Raw genomic sequence first — 20,103 nt, forward strand, 5'->3', positions numbered from 1 at the left:
TGACGACTGTACGCCAGGGTTGTAAATGCTCAAAATTTTACCTATCAGTTTTTGTGGAATAGGCTATCTGTTTAATATTGCTACGTTGTTAATTTTTTGACTATTCATTAAGCATTGATAGTAAGTAAATATTCTAATTCATTGATATCAGTTACAAGTTTACGTAATTGCTCGCTAAAATAGATAACTTCATAATTAGGTGCAAGTTCTTTTTGTAGTTGCTTCCACAAACTAATTCCTTCTTTTTCAAAAGCTACTTCTTCTTCTGGACTCAAATCTGGTGAATTAGCAGGGTCTTGCAAATTTAATGTTGCATTATAACTGGTTGCCCAATTTCTGAGGCGGTTAATGGTTTCTTTGCTGAGGGGCAGTCTTGCAGGATTGATGTTACCAACTTTATCAACATCTGCCCACCATAAAGGGTCGCACCCATAATCAGCCATTAGTTTGATTTTTATTGCCATAGCTACTCAGGTGGAATTATGGTAATGAGGCTGGATTAGCTCCAACTATATAACCATTATCGCCTACTGTCACTGCTATATAATGCTTTTTTCCCTTAAACTTTACTTCATAGATTTCTCTTCGAGGTTCTACTGTTCCTTGATAACCCAGAAAAATTCCATTGGTTACAGCAATTATTACAACATCAGCGATTTCATCTTCAGAAATTCCCCGTTTGGCAAAGTCTTCTTTGTGTCTCTCTAAAATGTGCAATAGTCCACTACCTTTTCTTCCAGGTTTTCCTTCTTCTAAAAATACGATTTTGCCATCTGCTTGTTTAGCAATCTTTACTATTTTTTCAGGGGTATGCTTAACGTCGCCAAGTTGGGCAATTAAGGCTGATTTTTCATCATTGTTCATTGTATTTATTAAGTAGAAGTAATCAAGAAAATTCATCCAATGAGATGATTTTAGAAATGATTATAACAATCATGATGTATAGGTTTGAAAATTTGACTTTGCGGGAGGTTCAAGTCATGTTAGGAATTTCATTAGAAAGAAGTCGCGCTTATCAAGAAATTAAACAAGAAGGAAGACAAGAAGGAAGACAAGAAGGACTCAAAGAAAGTGCTTTAAATTTAGTGATGCGACAACTAACTAGACGTTTAGGAGAATTACCAGAAGAATTTAAAAATAATATTTCTGGTTTATCTTTAACTAACTTAGAAAATCTTGGTGAAGCGTTGTTAGACTTTACCAGTTTACAAGATTTACAAAGTTGGTTAAGTCAAGTGCAAGATTAATTTATTACTGTTCAGATCCCCGAATTTTCAAGATAATTCAATGATTTATTCTATATTGATAGAAGTCGGGGATCTCAAAAATAGTAGATTTTAAATTATAATTATAGAGCTAATAAATCGAAATTAAATTACAAAAATATCACAGTAATAATAATGTCCCTAGCACCTTGGAGGAGTTTAATTACTCGCGCACTACATAAAAACCGCAGCCTTGTTTATTCCCGCTATCTACAACTTGCAACGGTGCGAGAAAATGGTTTACCTGCAAACCGCACTGTAGTATTTCGTGGTTTTGTGGAAGAGACAAACCAGCTAAAATTCATCACCGATATCCGCAGTGCAAAAGCTGAACAAATACCCAAACAACCAGCAGCAGAAATTTGTTGGTATTTTCCCAACTCCAGAGAACAATTTCGGATTGCTGGAAATTTAATTTTAGTTACTGCTAATTCTCATGGAGATTTACAAACAGCGAGAATTAAAATGTGGCAAGAATTAAGTGATGCTGCACGGTTACAATTTGCTTGGCCTAACCCTGGTAAAGAGAGAGTAAAAACACCAGAAGCATTTACACCACCAGCACCAGATAATATTGAACCAGTAGAAAATTTTTGTTTATTATTACTTGAACCTACAGAAATAGATCATTTAGAATTGCGGGGTGAACCACAAAATCGTACTTTTTATCAAGTTAATGAAAATAAAGAATGGTATTGTGAAGAAGTTAATCCTTAAAGATGAGATAATAAGATGAATAAAATTTGTGATTTGAAGAAATAAATCAATTTATAAATATTAAAAAAGGGTAGGAAAATTCCCACCCCTACCGTTTAAATTCCTGCTCCGTCAAAAAATTCCTGTATTGCTTTATCTTTAAGATGACAAGAAGGTGCTACTTTTAGTAATTTTTCCTCTTCTATAACTAAATTACCAGCAGCTACTAACACAGGAGTTTTGATATTTGAACGTGTTTCTTGGAGTTCTTGGAGTTGTTCTTCCAGTGCTTCAATACGATCAACTAAAGTCCGAATTACTTGTGCTTCTGAGTCTGGTAAGTTGTTGTGTTCTAATGGTGAAACTTTGACTCCAGAACGGTAAACGATCCGTCCTGGTATTCCGACAACGGTACAGTCAGAGGGAACATCTCTCAAGACTACTGAACCTGCACCAATGCGGACGTTATTACCAATTTGAATATTACCTAAAACTTTTGCACCAGCACCTACAACGACGTTTTCACCAACTGTCGGGTGACGTTTGCCAGTTTCTTTACCAGTCCCACCGAGGGTGACACCTTGATAAATGAGTGCGTAGTCTCCAATAATGGCTGTTTCACCAATTACTACACCCATTCCGTGGTCAATAAATACTCCTTGACCAATTACAGCACCAGGGTGAATTTCAATACCAGTTAAAAATCTACCTATGTGAGAAATAAATCTGGGAATAAAGGGAATGCCTATAGCACGCAGCCAATGTGCTATTCTGTGAAAGATTAAAGCTTGTAAACCTGGGTAGCAAAACAAGACTTCTAACCAATTTTGGGCTGCTGGGTCACGTTCAAAGATGATGCGAAAGTCGGTACGCAATTTAGAGAACATTGATATAGTACCCTTGAACAGCAAAGCAAGCTACTTTAATATTTTATCGTTAATTGGTTATTAGTTAGTCGTTGTTAATTATTAGGTCAACTATTCTTCTACTTTGATGGTGTAGTTGAATTTATCTCCAGGACTAAATGTACCTGCCCAAATTTTATATTTACCTTTTTTCCATTGGCGATCGCTCACGCTTGCATCTTTACTTCTACCTGTATCATCTCCACAGCGGATTGTCTGATCATCTGGGCCTTGGATAAATAAGGTAGTATCTTTTCCGTTACTATTGATTAATATTTTTAGCTCCTCGAAATCTTGCTCTAAAACTAAAATGTGATCTGGGTTTGGATCACCAAAACCAATACACACTCTTTTATCTTTGTCTCTGTTACTCATCGCGGATAGAGAAAAAGAACCACCTGTGTAACCTGACGCTTTTCCTTGTTCTAATTCAAAACCTGGGGCTAATTTTAGAGTCCCGAAGTTTGCTTTCTGGGCTGCTACAGGTGTTGTAATCATAGCTGTGACTGCTGCTAACAGCAAGCTAAACCGAATTTGAAGCCAAAGGTGACGATTGTTCATGAACCTATCTCATTAAGTTGTTTTGTGACTGAGTATACTAATTTTATGTAAAAAAGTACCTCATAGATAGTGTTGAGATCACGCTTGTCTTAATCATGGGATCACTATTTTATTCTTCAATAAATTTTGCGGAATTTCCAGATTAGCACCCATTCAAGTAAGGTGGTTATTTTTGAGGGTTTTTAGCTATTAGACTGGGAATTTATGCCCCGTTTGGTTGTTTTTTATGGTTGTAGACGCAAGAATACACCACCTTTGAGTATTTCTGGTCTCTCTTCATAACTACTGATTGTCAGCGATCGCAAATGATCAAATAGTGGTTTTCCTAACACTTCTACAAATTCAAGTAGGGGTTGTTGACGCTCTAAAAAATCTTGGCTTTTTTTCCAGTCAATATATACATATCCTTGGTTTGGTTGAGGAATGGCTACAATATTATCCTGAAAGTTACTATTTTCTATGAGGGGTTGTTCTTGATGGGTGAGAATTTTTTCCATTACTCCTAAATCAGAAGTAAATATCTCATAATTATTAATGCTGGTATGCACTCCTTTAACTTTGGTTTCTACATTAACTGAGGTTTGATTTTCGGTTGCGGTTAATTCTGTCCAAGCTGTAATTTTTTGATTATTTAAAGTTACAGAACTAGAATTCAACCCTTTCTCATTAGCAATGCGGTCTAAATTCTTTAAACCTGATGCTAATTGTGGTGATTTTTCTACTACAAATACCCAATTAGGATGGATATTTTCTGGATTTCGTAAAATTGCTAAAGCATATTCTCCCGTTACCCAATTGAAAATATCTTCACTCAAGTTTAAACCCCATTGTTTTTGCACTTCTACTAGAGGTTTTAACCAACGAGTTATGGCTTCTTGCTGAGAACCGTAAATTGTTTTTGTTCCTTGTTGCCAAAGTTTACCTAAGTTACTGTTAGTTAAATTGCTCAGGTTTGTGCCAGCGATCGCCAAACCTGCTGATTCGGGAATATACTCTAATGCACCTACTGGTTTAGTTTGTGGTTTAGATACAGCTTCAATTGGAGATGTAGTTAAAAATGTACTTTCTGCTAGTAATCCTTGGGGTTTTAAAACCAAGGAAATAATTTGACTATTATAGGTTGGTTCTAGTAATTCTAAACCTTGCCATTGTGCGATTTCACTTAAATTAAAAAATGCTAAAGCTAGAGCATTTTTTGGTAATTCTTGAATAGCTTTTTGATAATCAGGAGAACTTTCTAGATTCAAATTTGGTACTTGGACATTGGTGATAGCTTCCCTGATTACTTTAGGATTATTTGCAAATAAAACAAACTTATCAACAACCGCAGCAGCTAAAGAATTTTGATTTTTTTCCGATGTTGTTATTTCCTGATTGTCATAAAGTAGTTTTACACCCTTGTATTGTTTAACTTGTAAATTTGCTCCTGCTAAAGCTCGTTGAGAAAATAACAATTCTACAAATTCCTGACTTTTTTCTGGGTTATCTGTAGCTAGTGCCATCAAATAACCTGGTTGTAGTCCATTTTTAGGATCATGATCTATATCTTCACTGGTTACAGCTAAGGTAATTTCATTACTTAGCCAAGGTTTAATATCTTTTGAGAAATCTATTTTAGTTTTAGCGAATAAACTGTTTTTGATCTGAGAAAATTCCCCTTGTTGTCCTAAAGACTGCAAACCTTCGGGATTTACTAATAATGACACCATAGCAGGTGACACTTTTGACACAAAAATAGCAGCACCTGGTTGATTGATAGGAGTGCTTAATTTAACTGGACTTTTCACGAAAAACCAGTAAAAGCCAGTAATAACAATTAGTAGCACGGCAATGACACCAGCTACGAAAAAACCAAAAAATGAGCGTTGACTGTTCACTTAAACTTTATTTCCCAGCTTTTTGTCACCATGAATAGTATGACAAAATATAGGATTATTTAGGAAAACTCCATGACAGGTCAATCTCTTAACCAACCTTTAACCCAAATCAGCGTAGCAGAACTAGCGCAGCGTCTAGCTGAGGATGATTCTGGTTTGCAATTAATAGATGTACGTGAACCTCAAGAAGTGGCGATCGCTAAAATAGAAGGGTTTGCTAACCTGCCTTTAAGTGAATACGAACAATGGAATGGGGAAATCTCCACCCGTTTTGATGCTGACGCAGAAACTTTGGTGTTATGCCATCATGGTGTTCGTTCTGCTCAAATGTGTCAATGGTTAATGGATCAAGGTTTTACTAATGTTAAAAATATCATCGGTGGAATTGCCGCCTACTCGACGTTAGTTGATCCTTCTATTCCTCAGTATTAGGGAATAGGAAACAGGGAAGAGGGAACAGTCAAAAGACTGATAACTGATTCCCCCTGTGTCAGCAATGTGACTGAACTAAAAGTTAAATTTTGTAGCTAAAAACACAGCTAATACTCTTAACAATATGAAATATTATAGTTAATAGATAGAAATTTATCTTCTTGTGTGTCATGAGTTATAATGTGCTATTCAGTACACACAAAATAAACATTCAAGGGAAGCTTTGCACCCAGGGAATATAGTATAAATAGATAATTTGCAATTGTGCATTCATAATTAATTAATTTTTTCAATTTTTTCGGTTTTTCGGTCTGATTTTTCAACTTTTCCTTAAAATTTGCCTTTAGTAACACATAATCTATGCAAGTCAAGCTGACAAATCGCCAACAGCACATACTTTGGGCAACTGTACGCCATTATATCGCTACAGCAGAGCCTGTTGGTTCTAAAACTCTCATTGAAGAATTTGATCTTGGGGTCAGTTCTGCCACTATCCGCAATGTTATGGTGGTTTTGGAAAAATCAGGGTTACTTTACCAACCACATACTTCTGCGGGTAGAATCCCTTCTGATTCTGGTTATCGTATTTATGTTGATAAATTGATGAAACCTTCGGAAACTCTAGCTAGGGAGGTAGAATCAACATTTCAACAACGTCTACATTGGGAAGATTGGAGTTTAGAGGCTCTATTACAAGGTGCTGCTCAAATACTGGCAACATTAAGCGGCTGCATTACTTTAATTACTATGCCTCAATCCCAAACAGCACAGTTAAGACATTTGCAACTTGTACAAGTTGAAACTGGAAAAATTATGCTGATTGTGGTGACGGATGGTTATGAAACCCATTCTAGGTTGATGGAATTATTTCCTGAGTCTGCTGATACCAAACTAGATCCCGAAGCAATTGATCGGGAATTACAAATAGTTTCTAATTTTTTAAATACTCATCTGCGGGGTTGTACTCTCTTGGAATTATCTCAGCTTGACTGGAGTAAATTAGACCAAGAGTTTCAACGTTATGGGGAATTTCTCAAAAGTTCCTTGACAGAATTACTGCATCGTGCATCTACACCCTCAACAACACAAATCATGATCCGGGGTGTGGGAGAGGTGTTACGTCAACCGGAATTTTCCCAAGTGCAGCAGGTACAAACGATTATGCACTTATTGGAAGAAGAACAAGAGCAATTATGGCGGCTAATATGTGAAGAACCGGAAGTAGAGGAAACAGGTAAATCCAAGGTAACGGTGCGGATAGGTGCAGAAAATCCTTTAGAACCTATTCAAACCTGTTCTTTAATTTCTTCTACCTATCGTCGAGGTTCTCAACCGGTGGGAAGTGTAGGTGTTTTGGGGCCGACTCGGTTAGACTATGAAAATGCGATCGCTGTTGTAGCCGCAGCAGCAGATTATCTGTCTGAAGCTTTTAGTCATACTGCGTAAATCGTGTTGGGAAAAATATCTTTTATTTATTGGCGTTGCTGAATTATGGGATGACTTCATGAACGATTAAACTACACTCATTTTGTAAAAGGTATCCCTAAATCCTTACAAATCTTCCTAGCCAAAATATCATCTATTTCTTGGTGTCTAGGAATAGCGGATCTTCTATTTTTTTCAGGATTCCACCACCAAGAATGACGAGAACCTTCACGAATAAACTCACAACCACACTCCTGTAAATGGCGTAGTAAATCCCCACGCTTCATAGTGCGATCGCTTCCTCAACATAATCATTACCCGCAGCTTCTATAGCATCTTGCCGGTTAAATTCTAATGCTTCTAAAAGTGTAATTCGTAAACTTTCTAATAATTCCTCTCGCGTTGCTTCCTGACAATTCACACCAGGGATTTCTTCAATCCAACCTAACCACCAATCACTGGATTTTTTAATTATTGCTGTATACAAAATCCTTCCTCCTTAGCTGTAGCAGTGTTGAATATTCACCTATCATAGCAATTTATCTAGAATTGCTGAAAATTAGAGCGATCGCTAAACTAAAATTACTCCCTTCCCAGTGATAAAATTACCTATCTTCTTCTCTTATTTCTTTGTGTCTATATCTTCGTGTCTTCGTAGTTGATTTTTCTGATATATTCTTTAGTCAGAATCTCAACTAACCTACCTTTTCAAAAACTTCTGACCCATCTTCACCACAAAACTATTCACCTCCGGTATTCTCATCATCCCCGCAATAACCGCAAACACCCCAATTCCCACCCCACCAGCAACACACAACTCAATTATTAAAACAACTAAACCCTGATTTCCCAACACCTGCTGACAACCAACTAAAGTGCCATAACTTGCAACTCCAGCAACCACACTACCCGCACCTAAACCGAGAATTGGTAAACTCCATTCCCGCAAAGGTAAACCATTTAATTTCCGATTTAACAACCACAACAACATTAAAATTGAACTACAATTAACACCAACCGTAGCTAAAACTAAACCAGGCGCACCAAAAGGTTTAACTAAAATAAAATCTAAACTAGCATTCAATAAAATATTAAACGTACTAATTCTAAAAGGTGTTTGTCCATCACCTAAAGCATAAAATACCCTCACCAAAACATCCCTTCCTAAATAAGCAAACATCCCAATTCCATAGGCAATTAATAAGGAAGAAACTAACTCAGTTGCTTCTTGTGTAAATGCTCCCCGTTGATAAACTATTTGCACAATTGGTTCAGATAAAGCTATCATTAATGCCCCCAAAGGTAGCATTGTTACCGCAGTTAATAACAGTCCTTGACGAATACGTAATTTTAAATCTGGCCAGTTTTCCGGTTCAGCTAACTTGGCGAATATCGGTAATAAAGGTAATAAAATAATATTAGAAATAATTCCCAATGGAGTTTGTACTAATAAATTGGCATAGTTAAAACCTGCCGCTGCACCTTGAATGGGACTGGCAAAATATAAATCTGTTGCCACATTAATCGGCATCATTCCCGAAGAAATTGTTGCCGGAGTCATAATTTTAATTACTTCTTGCACTGCGGGAGATTTAAAATCAAACCTCAATCTTAATGAACCTAAACCTAACCGCCATTGGACAATTAATTGGACTAACCATTGTAAAATTGCCCCCGCTAAAGTGCCAATAGCTAATACTATTCCCCCAATTAAAGCTAACTCTGGTTTAACAATTTCCTGTCCATATTGTAAAGCTAAAATACCGATACCAATTACAACGGTAAGACTAGATAACAAAGGACTAATTGACAGTAACCAATATTGATTGGCTGCGTTAAGAGTACCAAAACCAATGCCAATTAAACCAGCAAATAAAGCCATGGGGGACATTATTTGTAATTGACGAATAGCAATTTCTCTGGTGTTTGGTTCTAAACCATAACCAACAATATCAATAATTGGTTCTGCCAAAAAAATCTGGGCAACTGTGACTAACAACAACAACCCACCAACTATAGTGGTTACTGTTTCAACGATGGGTGCAGATTCTTCTTTTTTCCGTTTAGCTAAAACGCTAACAATGGCACTATGTAAAGGGCCATTCACACCACCTAATAAAATTAACAAAAACCCAGGAATTATATAGGCATAACTGTAAGCAGTAGCAGCAGCACCCACACCAAAAACAGCGGCTATGACTTGTTGTCTAATTAAACCAAATACTTTACTAATTAATGTTGCTGCGGCAACAATACCAGCAATACCAGCAAAGGAACGAGAGGGTTTTTCTTGTTGTTGTTCGGACACGAATAATACCTATAAACCTCTTACAGAGTATATATATGAGAATATTGAACCTGAAATCTTAACATTACCCTCTTCTTTACTGTCACCTGTCACCTGTCACCTATTTACATCCCAAACTGTCTCGTGTAGCAACCCCAGTTACAGGGTTAACACCATCGGCACGTTCACAAAATAGTGATACCTGATATCTATCAATTAAAGCATCTGTAAAATCAGCCCCGGTGATATCCGCATCATAAAAACGGCTACGGGTTAAAGTCGCTTCTGTGAAAATAGTATTTTTCAGATTAGCACCATCTAGGGTAACACGATCAACTAAAGCACCTGTTAAATTCGCATCTTGTAAATTTGCTTTGAGTAACACACCTTTGGTTAACATGGTATTAGTTAAATTTGCCCCTTGAAAATTTGTCCCGCGCATTTCCGCAGCGACAAAATTCACTCCAGTTAAATCAGTATTAGAGAAATCACGATTTTCTAAAGAAGCATTATTATAGTTGATGGTGTTAACTTGTGCAAAAGCTGGTTGGGGATTAATAATTATCCAAAAACCAGCGAGAACCAAAATCAACAGTAAACTAAATAATCTCAACAAATTTTTTTTCATGATCTTAATAATTCTCAAATGTAGGGGTTTAGCATTGCTAAACCCTCACTTTAACTGATTTTGTCCCAATCACCAATCATTGATCACTATTGCCAATCTTGACCAATACGAATTGTCAAATCAGAATCTAAATCACCATTGGCAGAAACATCCACTTGACCTAAGCCTAAAACTGCTTGCAGTTCTGTACCTGGTTGTGGATTTCCTTTTTGCACAATAATCTGAGTTTGACGCTGAGTATCCGGCCAGTCAGCTATGGTGTAGATGTTTTGAAAACCTTTCTCTTTAAGATAAGTAATCACTTTTTCTGTTAAATGAGGCCGATTGGAAGCGTTTTGAATCGCAATTTTGAGGCGATAAACTGGACGTGAATCTGATTTCACCCCAGCTATATTTACGCCAACATAATCATTCAATAAGCTTTGTTGTCCTGTGAGATTTAACCAATAACTATTAGGATTTTTACTGAATTTGCTAAATGTCCCCGGTAAAATAGACATTTGGAAATTATCCCGTTCTACATTCACAGAAAAATTAGCCAATGCCATCATTTCTTCCATTTTCAAGTTAGTGTCAAAATACTTTCGCATTATGCGAGTAATTTGCGGCAACCTGGGTAAAACTGTAGGATTATTTAGCCTTTGCAATAAGGAATTGATTAATGCTTGTTGTCGTTGTACTCTTGGCAAATCATCAACATTTGATTCCCTAAAACGGGCAAAATGTTCTGCTTGTTCACCGTTTAAGGTTTGCCAACCACTAACTAAATTCACCGTTGAACCGTTATTTTGATAGTTAATTGGTTGGGGTACAAACATATCTACACCGCCCAATTGATCAACTAATTGCCGCAAACCGCTAGTGGAAAGGCGAATATACCGATCAATGGGTGCATTACTTAATGTACGACTAACTACCCGTGCTGCTAAAACTGGCCCTCCTTTGGCGTTAGCTTCAGATACCTGAGTTAAGCCCTGTTCTGGCAGAGAAATCATTGTTCCTCTGGGAATGGAAAGTACACGAATAGATTTGTCGTCAGGATTTAACCGGATCAGTAACATGGTATCACTGTGACCAGTAAAACTTTCTGGAGAACCGTCAAGAGTACCCTTCACAGGTTCAATTCCCATGACTAAAATATTCATGGGTTTTGATAGTTTATACTGAGAAAGTTTATTCCATAAGTTACCTGGTACTTTTATCTGATCTTTAGTGGTAGTAGATCCAAAATCATCTTCTTTGACTTGATCTAAATTACTCCATAAGGGAGTCCATAAAGCCACAGTTGATACCATTAACCCGGATAAAATGATACCAACCATAAAAGTTAAAATCCACAATAACCATTGGGGCATGGTTAACCCCAATCGGTCAGAGAGTTCATTCGGCACATTACCTACTGACTTAGCTACATGACGTGGATTATTTACTGACTGTTGCTGTTTAACTTCTGCTCCAACTCTCTGTACTGGTATGCCTATAAACTGATTGTCAGTTCTTTGAAATTGTTGCGGTTTTCCCTCTTGATCTAATGCTGTCAATTGCTGAGGTGTGACCTGATGTTCTGACCATTGAATTTGTTTAACCACAATTATCTCCCCACTCAACCAATCCCTAAAGGTATGTTAATGCAAGCTACAAATCTTGTTGCCAAAGTTAGAGCTATCTTTGCAAGTTTTTGATTTTCTGGATTTTTGATTTTATTGGTATCCTAACCCTCAAGTTTTCAAATGGTTAATAAATCAACAATTCTCAAACATTTGGATTTATCAGTATCAGTAAATCGCAAAATGAATGAATATACACTTACAGCATCTGGCAGGTAAATAAGTTACAAATGTAAGTTAAAAAGTCTTGCAATAAAAGAGTTTTACCGCTGACTGCTAACTGCTAAACACTATTCGCTGCTGTAATATTGTTCTAAAGTAAGTGTATTAGAGAACATGAATAATCAATTTATCCCTGTAATCTTGGCTGGTGGTAAAGGCGAGCGTTTTTGGCCTTTAAGCCGCCAAGACAGACCAAAACAGTTTTTATGCCTAGATGGTAGTTCTAGAAGTCTACTCCAATCAACTGCTGATAGACTGTTAACCCTTGGTGGGGGTTGGGATCACTTGTGGGTAATCACTTCTAGTCAAATCTCTGAAGGAGTACGAGAACAATTACCCGATCTGCCATCTGCAAATTTGCTGATCGAATTACAAGGAAGAGACACCGCAGCCGCTGTTGCTTGGGCAAGTTTGGAAATTAAGAAGCGTTACGGGGAAGAAGCTGTAATTGGCTTTTTTCCCGCTGATCACTGGATTGCAGATCAAGAGGTATTTGCATATACATTGAGTGCGGCTACCCAGTTAGCCACTAGCACACAGGCAATTGTCACTTTGGGGATCAAGCCTACTTTTCCCTCAACTGGCTACGGTTACATTGAACAAGGTGAAAAGATTGGTAGCTTTAATAATCTGCCAGCTTATCATGTCAACCGCTTTACTGAAAAGCCTGACCGGGAAACAGCGGAAAACTTTTTATCAACGGGACGGTTTAGCTGGAATAGTGGTATGTTTGTTTTTCGGGCGGGTGTTGTTCTGGAAGAACTACGTACCCATGCTCCAGAAATTATCACACCTTTAGAACAATCTGTCCCTGATATTTATCCCCAGTTACCTAAAAAAAGTATAGATTATGCGTTGATGGAAAAAACAAGCCTGGCTTATGTTTTACCGGTAGAATTTGGTTGGGATGATCTGGGTGATTGGAATGCTATTGAACGTCTACTGAAAAAAGATGATCATCCTAATGTTGAATTAGCTACTCATGTGGGGTTAGATACTCAAGGGGCTATTGTTTACGCCTCTAATCCAGATGATGTAATTGTGACTATTGGTTTAGAGGATGTGGTAATTGTGCGCGATCGCAATGCTACCCTCATAGTTAAAAAGGATCGCACTCAGGAAATTAAGCAAGTTCTTAAAACCTTACAAAGTGACCCCCGATTTACGGATTTGCTGTAAAATTTAGCACCCTTGGTAGAGACTTAATAGTCTTATTCTCAATTATATCTGGATAATTTATTCTAGTCTGTAATATTGAGCTTAATCAACACTTTTGGGTCTTCACCAAGGGGATCATGATGAAATTTATTTTTGGTTAATAAAAACCCAGATTTCTTCATCAAAAACTTTTAATAAATCACTGAATGTGATCATTTTTCCCTAATTTTGAATAATATTGAATGTTGAATTTATTGGTTATCAAAAATGTTTTTAACTCACACTGTACCTAGACAACGGGAAATTATTGAGGTAGTCTTCCGCAATGGTTGGGATTATATGCGAGGTTTACTCACTGGTGGTAAAACTGATGAACCCCAGTTACCTACACCAGCGGTATTAAAAAATATTTTGGTGGATTTGGGGCCAGTTTATGTCAAGCTCGGTCAACTACTTTCTACCCGTCCAGATTTATTGAGTGCCGCTTATATTGAAGAACTTTCATCTTTACAAGACGAAGTACCCGCAGTTCCTTGGTCGGAAATAGAAGTTATTATCCGCAAACAGTTAAAAAACCCACTAGAAGAAACTTTTCGGATGGTTAATCATCTTCCAGTGGCTGCGGGATCAATTGCCCAAACCCATCGGGCTATTTTAGCAGATGGTCGGGAAGTTGCACTCAAAGTCCAAAGGCCAGGAATAGATATCACTATTGCCCAGGATATCGCCTTAATTCAAGGTATCGCTGATTTGGTAGCCAGAACTGATTTTGGGCAAACCTATGAAATTAAATCCGTTGCGGAAGAGTTTACGAAGGCTTTGGAAGCAGAGTTGGATTTTACACGGGAAGCTGGTTATACCGATCAACTGCGGCGGAATTTATCCCAAAGTCCTTGGTATGATCCTACACAAATTGTGGTCGCAGAAATTGATTGGAGTTTGACTACCCAAAAGTTACTGGTGATGGAATGGTTGGATGGTGTGCCTTTACTTGACGCAGATTTAAGTGTTGGTGATAGTGATACTGAACAAGATTTAATCAGTAAGCGTACAGCTATCACTAGCTTGTTATTTAGGGCATTTTTTCAGCAATTATATATTGATGGTTTTTTTCATGCTGATCCCCATCCTGGTAATTTGTTCTATCTCGCAGATGGCCGGGTGGCTCTTTTAGATTGTGGGATGGTGGGGAGACTTGATCCCCGCACTCAGCAAATTTTAACGGAATTGTTATTAGCAATTGTAGATATAGATGCTCAACGCTGCGCTCAGTTAACTTTACAACTTTCTGATTCTGCTCAACCTGTGATTTTGGCTCGGTTAGAAAATGATTATGACCGAATGTTGCGACAGTATTATAATGCCAGTCTGACTGATATTAATTTCAGTCAAGTTATCTATGAGATTTTACAGGTAGCTCGCAATAATAAAATTCGCTTACCCAGTAATATGGGTCTTTATGCGAAAACTTTGGCAAATTTAGAAGGGGTAGCCCGTAATTTTAATCCTAATATCAATTTATTTGATGAAATTAAACCTTTAATTACAGATTTATTCCGTCGTCAATTGTTGGGAGATGCTCCTGTGCGATCTCTCCTTCGTACAGCTTTAGATATTAAACGTCTCTCTTTACAATCTCCCCGTCAAATCGAACTCTTGTTAAATCGGGTTACTTCAGAAACTCTACAATGGAACTTATCATTAAAAGGATTAGACGGTTTACGTCGAACTATGGATGATGCTGCTAACCGTCTTTCTTTTAGTATTCTGGTCGGGTCTTTAATTATGGGCGCAGCCATGATTTCTAGTCAAGCCCAAACATCTCAATTATCTTTTGTAAGTAGTATTTTATTTGCTGCTGCTAGTTTATTAGGGTTATGGTTAATAATTAGCATTTTGCGATCAGGACGTTTAAAATAGTCGAAGCGACTCAAATTAGCGGAGTATTGTTAGCTTCATAAGTGTTAATCTTTGTATCTAATTGATAATGATATTTTATCAGTATACAAAGCATATCCATGTAATATTCTGATTCTTGAATTATTTCTTTTTTATGTCAATGATCATAGCAGAAAACCTCAGTAAATCCTATCCAGTAGCTATTAAACAACCTGGATTAAAAGGAACTATCAACCACTTTTTTAACCGTAAATATCTTAATATTAACGCTGTTAAAAATATATCTTTTACCATTCAAGCAGGAGAAGTAGTCGGTTTTTTAGGTCCTAATGGTGCGGGAAAAACCACAACTCTAAAAATGCTCACTGGTTTAATTCATCCCTCCAGTGGAAAAGTCAATGTCGCTGGTTTTATTCCCTTTCGTCGTCAAGAATCATTCTTACAAAACATCACCCTAGTCATGGGACAAAAACAGCAATTAATCTGGGATTTACCAGCACTTGATTCTTTGAAAATTAATGCCGCAGTTTACAATATTTCTGATCAAGAATTTCATCGTCGTCTTGGTGAATTAACAGAAATGCTATCTTTGGAAGGTAAACTTACTCAACCTGTCAGAAAACTTTCATTAGGGGAAAGAATGAAAGCTGAATTATTAGCAGCACTTTTACATCGTCCCCAAGTTTTATTTTTAGATGAACCAACTTTAGGATTAGATGTAAATGCTCAAGTCGGAGTACGGGATTTTTTAAGAGAGTACAACAAACTATATCAAGCCACAGTATTATTAACTAGCCACTACATGGCAGATATTACAGCTTTATGTGAAAGGGTATTGTTAATTCACCAAGGAGAATTAATGTATGATGGTAATTTAGATGAATTATTAGAAAGCTTTGCACCTTACAGAGAAATTAACATCGAATTATCCCAACCTTTACCAGCAGAAAAACTCATGTCCTATGGAGACATTCAACTCTTAGAAGGTCGCACCGTTAAATTTATCGTGCAAAGAGACGCACTTACCAGCACAGTATCACAAATTTTAGCTAATTTAGAAGTCATAGATTTAACAGTCACTGAACCATCTGTAGAAGAAGTGATTGGTAGAGTTTTTCAATCTGGTGTTGTTGAATAGGTGACAGGTGCTACGCCACAGTGACAGTATGATGAGGAATAGATAATAGTAAACTTAACATAAAATTCACCAGAAAATATTGATATCTACCATGAAAAACTTTACTAAAAAAATCCTTACTTTATTAACAGTATATTATGCCTATATGCTGGAATATCGCTCCGAACTGGTGTTATGGATTTTATCTGGAACTTTACCAATAATACTTATGGGAGTTTGGATACAAGCAGCAGAAGGAGGCAACTTTGGCTTAACATCACTGGAATTTGCCAGATACTTTTTCGCTGTTTTTCTCACCAGACAATTAACAGTTGTTTGGGTAATTTTTGATTTTGAAAGAGAAGTAGTAGAAGGTAAACTTTCACCCCGGTTATTACAACCAATTGACCCTGGTTTTTATCATCTAGCTACTCACGTTTCTGAAAGATTTGCACGAATGCCACTGGTATTTTTAATAATAGGTTTATTTTTCTTATTATATCCCCAAGCTTTTTGGATACCAAGTTTACCTAATATATTATTATTTACCTTAGCTGCGGTACTTGCTTTCACGCTGAGATTTATAATTCAATATACATTTGCTATGTTTACTTTTTGGACGGAAAGGGCTACAGCTTTAGAAAATTTTTGGTTTTTATTTTTTCTATTTTTCTCTGGTTTAATTGCACCTTTAGAAGTTTTTCCAGAAAATGTTAGAAACGTAGTTATGTTTACACCATTCCCTTACATGATTAATTTTCCTGCTAATATTTTAGTAGGAATACCTGTAGATTTAACCAGGGGATTTTTATCAATGTTAGGGTGGATACTCATATTTTTAGGACTAAATCGCTTGTTATGGCGTGCAGGTTTAAAGCGATATTCAGGCATGGGAGCATGAATATAATTTGTAATCAATCTTCCTGGGGGCAATCATCCCAAAGAGTGGTAATTTCTCGTAAACTCTGATGAGTGCCATTACCTAAAATTAAATGATCCAACAAGGGAATATTTAAAACTAGCGCCCCTGATAATAATTGTTTTGTTAATTCTATATCTGCCTCACTGGGTTCTAAATTGCCAGAAGGATGGTTATGGGCAATTATCATCCTGGTTGCACCATGTCGAATTACTTCCCGAAAAATATCACGGGGGGAAGCTAAGGTTTCTGTGGCAGTGCCAATGGTAATTACTTTTGTCCCCAAAAACCGATTTTTCACATCTAATAGTACCACTGCAAAACGTTCCTGACTTTGCCACATTAAGTCTTGACTCAGGGTAGCGGCGGCGGCTAGAGGACTATCAATGACTGTACCATCGGCAGGACGGGATAAAAAAACTCGTTTACCTAATTCTATCGCTGCCAGAATTGTCGTAGCTTTTGCAGATCCCACACCATGAATTTCCATTAATTCAGCAGGTGTTACTTCCCGCAAAGCACCTAAAGGATCACGTTGATTTTTTCCTAATTCCTGTAAGATATGTTGTCCTAAACCCACGGCGGAAAGTTTACCTGGGCCTTGTCCAGTTCCCAACAAAATAGCAATTAATTCCGCAGTAGCTAATATTTTTGCGCCATGAGTCATTAATCTTTCACGGGGACGCTCATTTTCAGGTAGATCGGCAATTCTAAGGCAGTATGTCATATAACAACAAAGGGACAATGCACCAAAGATGGAACTATTCTTATTTATCCCTTTTTACAGCCGTAAATTATATTTAGTGACAAAAATATTTATTAAGTAGTCAGGAGTCAGAATAAATATCACCAATCCCCAATGCCCAATAACTAATTTACAGCTTCTTGGTAAATGATTTCTTGAAACTGAATAATATCTTTCTGTGGGTCAGCGATACTGACTTTCACTGATACTTGTTCACCTAAGCACACAGTACGTCTAAACATCATTGGTAACTGCAAACCTAAGTCTTCTAACAGAATTAATGCCAAGTTACTATCTTCCCGCAACCACATCAAAACTGTAATTTGCCATACTTGTTCAGGATGACGACGCAAATATTCCAAAGCATAATATCTGTTAGTCTGTCGTTCTACCATTGTTAGTTCTTGGGTAGTAGTGGTGACTGTCATCATCACTTCTTTTAGTTCTTCAGCAGAAAAGGGCAAGTTTTCTCCCCGCAAATGTGCTTTAAGTTGGAAGTGGGTGAGTAGGTCGCTGTAACGACGAATAGGGGAAGTTGCCTGGGTATATGTATCTAATCCTAATCCAGCATGACGCACTGGGTTAATGCTCATTTCACTTTTGGGCATACACCGACGCATGGCACAAAAACGCACAAAGCCAGCTGGAAGTTGTAATAATTCTTCTTCTGGGGGTAGTTCTGGTTGGGGTTGACCACGGAAGGGTAAAGGAATGTTATGGGTTTGTCCATAACGTGCTGCTACTTCCCCTGCTAAAATCATCATTTCTGCTACTAATTGCCGAGATGGAGAATCATCTAAAATATCAATGCTGATATCATCATCTTTGACTTTGATCATCGCCTCTGGCATATTGATACTGATCGCGCCTTGGTTATACCGCCAAGTTTTCCTTTTTTGAGCTAAATTAGCGATCGCGGCAATTTCTGGTTCTGCTTCTACTCCTAATTCCAGCATCTCATCTACATCTTCATAGGTGAGGCGATAGGTAGGTTTGATCAAACTAGGATGTATTCTATATTCTTCTACACCACCGTTTTCATCTAACACAACCCCAAAACTAAGGGCGCAACAAATTCTTCCCTGTACCAAACTCATTGGCCCTGTGGCCAAAACCTCTGGGAACATGGGGATCATTCCCGTAGGCAAGTAAACTGTACTACCCCGTTTTCTGGCTTCTAGGTCTAATTCATCTTCTGGTATTAACCAGCGGGTAGGATCAGCAATGTGTACCCACAGTTGTTCTCTACCATCTGGTAATGTTTCCCAGCTTAAACCATCATCTATTTCGGTGGTACTTTCGTCATCAACTGTATATACCTTGAGATGGGTAAGATCAACACGGTTGGTGTCTAAGTCTGCTGGGGGAGAATCTAAATTTTCTTGCGCCACTTCTAATACCTGATTGGGGAACTGAACGGGAATCGCAGAACGACGCAGGAATAGGTTTTCATGAGGACTCCACCAACTCAGGTCGATCAAAAGTTGTAATGCTGTCTGGGGTGTTGCTGAACGTCCCAGCATATTCATGGTTTCTAATACTGGGGCTGGCGGTGGATAAGTACGAACTAAAACATCAGCATTTATTCCCATTCTGATGATATCTGCCACTAGAGTTGCATATTTTTCTAGTGCTTCCAAACGCTGACGATCGTGACGTTGCCATTCTACGGTGTCGCCATTAAGTGCCTGTTCTACACGGGCTAAAAATTCCTGCTGTCCTTTGGCTTTTTGGGCTTCTACTTCAATTTGATGTTTACGTTCTGCTACTTGTGCTGCACTGCGGGGTTCATAAGCATCCCCTTTTTGTTTGAAATAAAGTTTGTCTTCTGATAACAAGCAATGAGCAGCATAGCAATGTTGTGGTTCTGATTCTGAAAACAACAAGTTTGCCATTTGGCGGGAAGTTGCATTTTCCCCATCTTCCACTAATAGTTCCCAAGCCACTTCCAAGCTTGATGGATCTAGATATGGTTGGACTTCCTTTAAAAAGTTGGGAATATCACCTGGTTTGTAGGTTGTTCCGTTGCTATTAACTGTGTAAGTTATTTGTCTAGGTGCGAGGCTGTGAGACTGTCCTCTTGCGTCTATTACAAACCAACGGGTTTTACCGTCTGGACGATCTACCACTCCCAGACGACTGTCACCTTGAACTTTGAATTCAACTAGCGTACCCTTCTCCACAACTCTTATACTTTTTAGTAATTTTAGATTTTAGATTAAATAACCAGTAACTTCAGTTGCTAGTTATTAATTTAGGTTGGGTATTGATAATTTGGTGATTGGCAAATTGATTACCTACTGCCTGACTCCCTATTACCTCTAACCCAAATCCAAGAATTTTAAATCTTGAATAATTTT

The 20,103-nt window shown here is 37.6% G+C and carries 20 protein-coding genes; 8 read left to right on the forward strand and 12 right to left on the reverse strand.

The genetic code is table 11. The features are described from left to right. Positions 1 to 107: 107 nt before the first annotated feature. Together WJM97_RS02365 and WJM97_RS02370 are read right to left on the reverse strand one after the other, a co-directional pair. Positions 108 to 464, reverse strand: a complete 357-nt coding sequence (locus WJM97_RS02365) for a hypothetical protein (protein WP_353931454.1) — start codon at positions 462 to 464, stop codon at positions 108 to 110. 16 nt (positions 465 to 480) lie between these two features. Next, positions 481 to 864: a hypothetical protein gene (locus tag WJM97_RS02370; RefSeq protein WP_353931455.1), complete on the reverse strand. Its 384-nt coding sequence runs from the start codon at positions 862 to 864 to the stop codon at positions 481 to 483. Between the two features lie 71 nt (positions 865 to 935). Between WJM97_RS02370 and WJM97_RS02375 the strand changes: the two genes are divergently transcribed. Both WJM97_RS02375 and WJM97_RS02380 read left to right on the forward strand, forming a co-directional pair. Beyond that, positions 936 to 1,247: a DUF4351 domain-containing protein gene (locus WJM97_RS02375; protein ID WP_353931456.1), complete on the forward strand. Its 312-nt coding sequence runs from the start codon at positions 936 to 938 to the stop codon at positions 1,245 to 1,247. A gap of 153 nt (positions 1,248 to 1,400) precedes the next feature. Continuing rightward, positions 1,401 to 1,982: an Npun_F5749 family FMN-dependent PPOX-type flavoprotein gene (locus WJM97_RS02380; RefSeq protein WP_353931457.1), complete on the forward strand. Its 582-nt coding sequence runs from the start codon at positions 1,401 to 1,403 to the stop codon at positions 1,980 to 1,982. A 95-nt stretch (positions 1,983 to 2,077) separates the two neighbouring features. On the opposite strand, the gene cysE is transcribed toward WJM97_RS02380, so the two are convergent. The 3 genes from cysE to WJM97_RS02395 form a co-directional block, all read right to left on the reverse strand. Beyond that, entirely contained in the window at positions 2,078 to 2,848 is a 771-nt protein-coding gene (cysE, locus tag WJM97_RS02385; RefSeq protein ID WP_353931458.1) for a serine O-acetyltransferase, read from the reverse strand. Between the two features lie 90 nt (positions 2,849 to 2,938). Beyond that, positions 2,939 to 3,427 (reverse strand): hypothetical protein, encoded by a 489-nt coding sequence (locus tag WJM97_RS02390; protein WP_353931459.1) that lies wholly within the window; start codon positions 3,425 to 3,427, stop codon positions 2,939 to 2,941. A gap of 224 nt (positions 3,428 to 3,651) precedes the next feature. Then, on the reverse strand, positions 3,652 to 5,304 hold the full coding sequence (locus tag WJM97_RS02395; protein WP_353931460.1) for a DUF3352 domain-containing protein: 1,653 nt from the start codon (positions 5,302 to 5,304) through the stop codon (positions 3,652 to 3,654). 72 nt (positions 5,305 to 5,376) lie between these two features. Here WJM97_RS02395 and WJM97_RS02400 point away from each other — a divergent pair, with 72 nt between their 5' ends. Next, complete coding sequence (locus WJM97_RS02400; RefSeq protein ID WP_353931461.1) at positions 5,377 to 5,736, forward strand: rhodanese-like domain-containing protein; 360 nt, start codon at positions 5,377 to 5,379, stop codon at positions 5,734 to 5,736. A gap of 360 nt (positions 5,737 to 6,096) precedes the next feature. Then, the gene (gene hrcA / locus WJM97_RS02405) at positions 6,097 to 7,182 is read left to right on the forward strand and encodes a heat-inducible transcriptional repressor HrcA (RefSeq protein WP_353931462.1); all 1,086 of its coding nucleotides are present in this window, start codon (positions 6,097 to 6,099) and stop codon (positions 7,180 to 7,182) included. Between the two features lie 77 nt (positions 7,183 to 7,259). Here hrcA and WJM97_RS02410 read toward each other — a convergent pair whose 3' ends face one another. The 5 genes from WJM97_RS02410 to WJM97_RS02430 form a co-directional block, all read right to left on the reverse strand. Next, the gene (locus WJM97_RS02410) at positions 7,260 to 7,448 is read right to left on the reverse strand and encodes a type II toxin-antitoxin system HicA family toxin (protein ID WP_353931463.1); all 189 of its coding nucleotides are present in this window, start codon (positions 7,446 to 7,448) and stop codon (positions 7,260 to 7,262) included. Further along, positions 7,445 to 7,648: a type II toxin-antitoxin system HicB family antitoxin gene (locus WJM97_RS02415; protein WP_353931464.1), complete on the reverse strand. Its 204-nt coding sequence runs from the start codon at positions 7,646 to 7,648 to the stop codon at positions 7,445 to 7,447. Before WJM97_RS02415 ends, WJM97_RS02410 begins: the two co-directional genes overlap by 4 nt. A gap of 213 nt (positions 7,649 to 7,861) precedes the next feature. Then, positions 7,862 to 9,469, reverse strand: coding sequence for a murein biosynthesis integral membrane protein MurJ (murJ, locus tag WJM97_RS02420; protein ID WP_353931465.1), 1,608 nt, complete (start codon positions 9,467 to 9,469; stop codon positions 7,862 to 7,864). A gap of 100 nt (positions 9,470 to 9,569) precedes the next feature. Then, a complete protein-coding gene (locus tag WJM97_RS02425; RefSeq protein ID WP_353931466.1) occupies positions 9,570 to 10,076 on the reverse strand; it encodes a pentapeptide repeat-containing protein in 507 nt (168 codons plus the stop codon). 86 nt (positions 10,077 to 10,162) lie between these two features. Continuing rightward, a complete protein-coding gene (locus WJM97_RS02430; protein ID WP_353931467.1) occupies positions 10,163 to 11,665 on the reverse strand; it encodes an LCP family protein in 1,503 nt (500 codons plus the stop codon). Positions 11,666 to 12,019: 354 nt separating this feature from the next. Here WJM97_RS02430 and WJM97_RS02435 point away from each other — a divergent pair, with 354 nt between their 5' ends. From WJM97_RS02435 to WJM97_RS02450, 4 genes are all read left to right on the forward strand, one after another. After that, positions 12,020 to 13,084 carry a mannose-1-phosphate guanylyltransferase gene (locus WJM97_RS02435; RefSeq protein ID WP_353931468.1) on the forward strand — a complete coding sequence of 355 codons (1,065 nt, stop codon included), beginning with the start codon at positions 12,020 to 12,022 and terminating at the stop codon, positions 13,082 to 13,084. A 246-nt stretch (positions 13,085 to 13,330) separates the two neighbouring features. After that, on the forward strand, positions 13,331 to 14,983 hold the full coding sequence (locus WJM97_RS02440) for an AarF/ABC1/UbiB kinase family protein (RefSeq protein ID WP_353931469.1): 1,653 nt from the start codon (positions 13,331 to 13,333) through the stop codon (positions 14,981 to 14,983). A 133-nt stretch (positions 14,984 to 15,116) separates the two neighbouring features. After that, entirely contained in the window at positions 15,117 to 16,100 is a 984-nt protein-coding gene (locus WJM97_RS02445; RefSeq protein ID WP_353931470.1) for an ATP-binding cassette domain-containing protein, read from the forward strand. A gap of 91 nt (positions 16,101 to 16,191) precedes the next feature. Next, complete coding sequence (locus WJM97_RS02450) at positions 16,192 to 16,980, forward strand: ABC-2 family transporter protein (RefSeq protein WP_353931471.1); 789 nt, start codon at positions 16,192 to 16,194, stop codon at positions 16,978 to 16,980. 13 nt (positions 16,981 to 16,993) lie between these two features. Here WJM97_RS02450 and radC read toward each other — a convergent pair whose 3' ends face one another. Continuing rightward, positions 16,994 to 17,725 carry a DNA repair protein RadC gene (radC, locus tag WJM97_RS02455; protein WP_353931472.1) on the reverse strand — a complete coding sequence of 244 codons (732 nt, stop codon included), beginning with the start codon at positions 17,723 to 17,725 and terminating at the stop codon, positions 16,994 to 16,996. 143 nt (positions 17,726 to 17,868) lie between these two features. Beyond that, the gene (locus tag WJM97_RS02460) at positions 17,869 to 19,926 is read right to left on the reverse strand and encodes a ribonuclease R family protein (RefSeq protein ID WP_353931473.1); all 2,058 of its coding nucleotides are present in this window, start codon (positions 19,924 to 19,926) and stop codon (positions 17,869 to 17,871) included. Positions 19,927 to 20,103: the final 177 nt, after the last annotated feature.

Source organism: Okeanomitos corallinicola TIOX110 (genome assembly GCF_038050375.1).
GTDB lineage: Bacteria > Cyanobacteriota > Cyanobacteriia > Cyanobacteriales > Nostocaceae > Okeanomitos > Okeanomitos corallinicola.